Annotated in this window: 4 protein-coding genes; 2 read left to right on the top strand and 2 right to left on the bottom strand. The window is 47.0% G+C overall.

Going from position 1 to position 3,862, the window contains the following annotated elements; translation table 11 throughout:
• Nucleotides 1-1,061: hypothetical protein (locus Q0668_RS20650; protein ID WP_298868098.1), on the top strand; the 1,061-nt coding region annotated here is incomplete at its 5' end.
• Nucleotides 1,062-1,175: 114 nt separating this feature from the next.
• Nucleotides 1,176-2,564, top strand: coding sequence for a glutamate decarboxylase (locus Q0668_RS20645; RefSeq protein ID WP_298868096.1), 1,389 nt, complete (start codon nucleotides 1,176-1,178; stop codon nucleotides 2,562-2,564).
• 17 nt (nucleotides 2,565-2,581) lie between these two features.
• On the opposite strand, the gene Q0668_RS20640 is transcribed toward Q0668_RS20645, so the two are convergent.
• A complete protein-coding gene (locus Q0668_RS20640) occupies nucleotides 2,582-3,001 on the bottom strand; it encodes a hypothetical protein (protein ID WP_298868094.1) in 420 nt (139 codons plus the stop codon).
• A 127-nt stretch (nucleotides 3,002-3,128) separates the two neighbouring features.
• On the bottom strand, nucleotides 3,129-3,862 hold a 734-nt coding region (locus tag Q0668_RS20635), incomplete at its 5' end, for a DUF1559 domain-containing protein (RefSeq protein ID WP_298868092.1).

Below are 3,862 nucleotides of genomic sequence, written 5' to 3'. Positions count from 1 at the left end.
GAGGGCTTGAAGTTTACTTTCAGGTGCAGGCCGCAATTCCTCCCGGTTACCGTGTGCAATTTGGTGGTCCCGTGGAAGAAGATATTCCCCGCTTGCCCGATGGTTCATTGCCTCGAAAACGTGTTGCCAATAACGGCAGCCTGGCAAGCCCACACATCATTGAGTACCAGCATGCCTTGATTCGTGATTTACTCAGCCATTATCCGGAAATTGATGGCATTCGTTTTGACTGGCCGGAGTATCCACCCTATTTTCTGGACTCCGCTTTCTTTGATTTCAGTGATTATGCAAAACAGGCAGCCGACCGACTGGGATACCGGTTTGATCAGATGCAGTCTGATTCTCTAGCGTTGTACCAGAAACTAAATGGAGGCTTAACCAATTTTGATCTGGAAAACTGGCTCTCTGAAAAGAATCAGACAACTAATTTTTCCACCTGGTTGAACGACCATTATCCCGGTGCTGCAGCCATGCTGTTAATGAAAGCACAACTCTCTAAAGAACTTCTGGCAGGTTTTCGACAAACAATGAATGAGGCAGGAAAAGATCGCATGGAACTGGCCCCCAGTGCGTTTCCCCCTCCCTGGTCTATCATTTCCGGAATGAATTATTCACTCGCCGCCAAGTACTGCAATTCCGTGAGCGTGAAACTGTATGGCATGCACTGGTCGATGATATTACGGTCTTATGGTGATCAGATCTTGTCTGCAAATCCTGGTCTTTCGGAATCTTTATTGGTTCGCGCACTGTTTAAGTTTCTCGATATTGCTGATTCAGAACCGCCCGCACAGTTGAGTGAAATCTACTACCCCGGCCCGGACGAAGCTCACTTAACTGGCCCGGACGCACAGAAACGAAAAATCACCGCCGCTAGAAAACTGGCCAGGCCGATGCCCATCTATGCACTCGCACATGGATACGGTCCGACGGAAGATTTTCGAACCAGAATGCAAGTAGCAACCGATATCAGCCCCGATGGCGTATGGGTGAATCGATATTGCTATTTGAATAATGACAAGCTCGACATCATTGGACAATGCGCGGCAGGCTGCACGACATAACGGTTTGGAAGAACCCGTCCTTTGCGCCGTCTACTTTCAAATCCCTCCACGATAGATTATTATGCTTGTGTAACCCTTCTATTTTTGTTCTGATCATTCACCAGAAAGTCGGCCATGCTGCACGACAAAAAAAACCCTAATTCTTCCGAGTCAAATTCCATGATCACTCCCGCCTACGGTGGACGATCGATACGGGAACCCATTCCGAAATACCAAATGCCCTCACAAGGCCTGCCTCCCAAAGTCGCTTACAACATCGTACATGATGAATTGATGCTGGATGGAAACTCGCGACTTAATCTGGCGACATTCGTCACTACATGGATGGAAGACGAAGCGCGTCAACTCATGTCGGAAACATTCGACAAGAACATGATAGACAAAGATGAATATCCGCAAACAGCAGAAATTGAATTACGCTGTACCAACATGTTGGCGGATCTCTGGAATGCACCCAAAGGGGAATCGGCTGTCGGCTGTTCTACGATTGGGTCAAGTGAAGCAGCCATGCTGGGATGTATGGCTTTAAAATGGAACTGGCGAAAACGCCGGGAAGCACAGGGGAAACCTGCTGATAAACCGAACATGGTCATGGGCATCAATGTGCAGGTTTGCTGGGAAAAATTTTGTCGTTACTGGGAAATTGAACCACGGTTTGTGCCGATGGAAGGCGATCGTTACTGCCTGAATGCCGAGGAAGCATTGAAGCTGGTCGATGAAAATACCATTGGAGTCGTCGTCATCATGGGCAGTACGTTTGATGGCCGCTATGAAAATGTCAAAGAAGTCAACGACGCCCTGGTAAACCTTAATGACAAAACGGAATGGGAGATACCCATTCATGTCGACGCTGCCAGCGGCGGTTTTGTCGCTCCATTTTTACAGCCGGAACTGGAATGGGACTTCCGACTACCTCTCGTAAAATCGATCAACACCTCCGGACATAAATTTGGACTGGTCTACCCCGGCGTTGGCTGGATCCTCTGGCGTGATAAAGCTGAACTCCCCGAGGAACTGATCTTCCATTGTAACTATCTGGGAGGGGATCTACCCAATTTTGCTTTGAATTTTTCACGCCCTGGAAATCAGGTTGTAGCGCAATACTACAACTTTTTGAGACTCGGGCACGAAGGCTATCGCGACATTCACCAGGACTCACAGGATGTCGCCATGCATCTCTCTTCGGAAATCGCAGAGCTGGGACCGTTCCAATTGATCTCAGATGGCAGCGACATTCCCGTATTCGCTTTTACCACAAATGACAAAGCCAACTTCAGCGTATTCGATATCTCGAACAAACTGCGCGAGCGGGGTTGGCTGGTTCCCGCTTATACATTCCCGAAAAACAGAGAAGACCTGGCCGTCCTAAGATGTGTCTGCAAAGAAGGCTTCACGCGCGATATGGCCGACATGCTGCTGCTCGACATGCAACATGCCATTGACTATTTTAACGCACGTCCCAACCATCGCCCGCAAGTAGAAGGGTCTGGTTTTCACCATTAAATCTCTTTTACATTTACTTAATCTTTTAAGTCAAATGTAAATTCATTGCTGCCCGCTTTGACTTCTGCTTTGAGTGGGCTTTTACTGAGATCCCGATACTGACTGGGAAGGTTCGGATAATCTTTCTTCGGAGCCGGATTATCGGGAGTCGCTAATTCAGGAGGCGCAACCGTAACAACGTACTTACCCAAAACAACGTCTGTCAGTTCTACCTGCCCTGACTCGTTTAAGTTCCCAATGGCGGCTTCCCCTTTACCCGTGATCATCATACGAACTTCTCCCTCTGTGACAGGAGCGCCGTTGTGCGTAATCGTCAGCGTAACGCTGCCACGCTGTTTGACATTTTCTACTCCACCACAGCCAACCATGATCAAGCATAAGAACATCAACCAGACTGTTGATAAATGGAATCGTTGAAAATTATTTAAATTAGTCATCACTTACTTTCGCTTAATCATCTAGAAATTGATGTAATGAAAAAGTAAAGACCCCAGTTGTCATAAGACTGGAGCCTTTACCTGAATTCATACGATGAAATATACAGTATTCAAACAATCCGCCTCATTAAAATTCGCCTAGAACTTGGCCGTCTGCCTTGGAACAGAGATTTGCCAACGTTGAGAAATCGAGATTGTCTGAGATAAAACGGACAGCCCCATCTGTCAACAATACGTGAGTTCCACCAGTATGGAAAGAACCCAGAACCGTATTTGCACCATAAGTTCTGTATGCTTCATCACCTGCGCTGGTATTCCAAAAGCTGTTTGGAGAATACATGACCGTGGTTGTACCTGACCCCCAGACTGTTGCAGTTATAGCGGGAGCTTTCCTGGAACTCGTAATTCCGCTCCAACCACCATAATAGTTGGAACGAGAATCCTGATTATTCACCTGACCAGATTGCTCAGCCACAATGACCGTATTAGATGTACCATCAGTAACATCACGCATCCGAAACGAATCATTAGGTGCCAGTAATCCATTGTTACAAAAAGTCCCCAAACCATATCCAGCTGATACAGCTGAGCAATGACTTGTATTTCCTGCGGGGTCGGGTGTGGATCCGGCAATCCCCACGTAATCCATTGTCTGTCCCAACTGTGAATTATTCACAACATTTGTAGTGCCGTTTGCTGCATTGGATTGTACAGACGAGGGGCAATTATAAACGGGAACACGTAACGTTTTGAGAATTTCGTTCGTACCTGTTCCAGTTCCGTATCCATATCCTGAACTACCTTGAGAAGCAAATCCGATGGTAGAAGAACCAATTGAAAAGTTCATCTTATTATAAGCGG

It is taken from the genome of uncultured Gimesia sp., from assembly GCF_937910335.1.
GTDB lineage: Bacteria > Planctomycetota > Planctomycetia > Planctomycetales > Planctomycetaceae > Gimesia.
Note: the sequence above shows the minus strand (reverse complement) of the source record. Positions and strands in the feature narration are given on the sequence as shown.

Bases quoted from the DNA above. Each gene is read 5' to 3' on its own strand.
- Q0668_RS20645 (WP_298868096.1), top strand. From the start codon at position 1,176: ATGCTGCACGACAAAAAAAACCCTAATTCTTCCGAGTCAAATTCCATG.
- Q0668_RS20640 (WP_298868094.1), bottom strand. From the start codon at position 3,001: ATGACTAATTTAAATAATTTTCAACGATTCCATTTATCAACAGTCTGG.